Source organism: Streptomyces sp. NPDC001222 (genome assembly GCF_042896945.1).
GTDB lineage: Bacteria > Actinomycetota > Actinomycetes > Streptomycetales > Streptomycetaceae > Streptomyces > Streptomyces gibsoniae.
In genome coordinates this window covers 1-1,145 of the sequence record NZ_JBIAXT010000100.1, presented here as the reverse complement: position 1 = coordinate 1,145, position 1,145 = coordinate 1, and the positions used below count along the sequence as shown (strand labels likewise).

General features: G+C 69.3%; 1 protein-coding gene. It reads left to right on the top strand.

Going from position 1 to position 1,145, the window contains the following annotated elements; translation table 11 throughout:
* The coding region (locus ACFY2Z_RS41705) for a hypothetical protein (RefSeq protein WP_390749207.1) at positions 1-911 on the top strand (911 nt) is incomplete at its 5' end.
* Positions 912-1,145 lie beyond the last annotated feature (234 nt).

Here is a 1,145-nt window from a genome sequence, read left to right as displayed (position 1 = left end):
AGGCGGAGGCACGCGGCATCTACGCGCCGGTCTACGCCCTGTCCGACAGTGCGCCCGGGGCGAGTGTCATCGCGCCCGGTGATATCCGTGGAACCCGGCTCATTTCTGAGAAGCGCGGGGGTGCCTGCTGTGGCCTCGACGGAGCCGACGGGCCCAACATGGCCTGCGAGGCATGCGACCTCCCCGTGGCGACGAGGGTCGACGACTGCTCGCTCTGGCAGGCAGTGCGGCTCAGCTCTGACGCCGTGCACCGCGTCCCCGTTGACGGTGTCCACGCTGCGCCCCTCTCCTGGGCGGAGCTGGCAGAGAAGGGGGAGGAAACGCCCCCGTTCGAGCCGATCGCCACGTGGGGAGGACGGTTGGGGTCGAACCACTACTGGTCGTGGAGTCCGCAGTGGGAGGCGGCAGCCGGCCAGGCGCTCGCCCACCTGCTGGTTGCCTCCCGAGGGCAGTCGGTGAAGGTCCCGGTCGGCCTGACCGCGGACGTGTTCCAACGCGCGCTCGACGCCCTACTGCCCGCAGGCCCCCCGAAGCGGCGCGCCGTCCTGGCTGGACCGGGACGGCCCTCCCCCGACACGGGCGTCGACATTCTCCTCGTACCGGTCCACCCCCAGACGGGTCAGACCTGGACCCCCGCCGGCCCGACTGAGTCGGCATGCCTGGTGCCCCTGCCGCTGGGGGTGTGGCTGTGGCTGGTCTCTCCCCAGCCGTACTTGCCGGTTCCCGCGTCGGGCCGCATACCGCAAGACGTACTACGCGACGACCCGCTCCCGCTGCTCCCCAACCACCTGTTCCGGGCCGACCGGGAAACGTTCCAGCACACCTTGGTCCGGCTACCAGCCGTGCGCAGCCCGTGGCTGCGCACGATCCTCGAGAACCTCACGCAGGGCACCTCGGCCGACCTCTTCTAGCCATCTGGCAATCGAACAGCGCCAGACTCTCGCGCTTCCCGAAGTGGTCGACATCTGCTGTCCAATCTCGTGAACAAAGCCACGCCCTCAGGCACTTCGCGGCCGCACGAGCTCTTACCGTAGCCGCGGCCGCGCAGGTGGGTCTGACACGAAAATGAAGTGCGCTGCCCAGGTCAGGCGGCTTGGATCGGTTCGAAGCGGAGCGTCAGGCCGAGGCTATTGGCCTCCTTGATC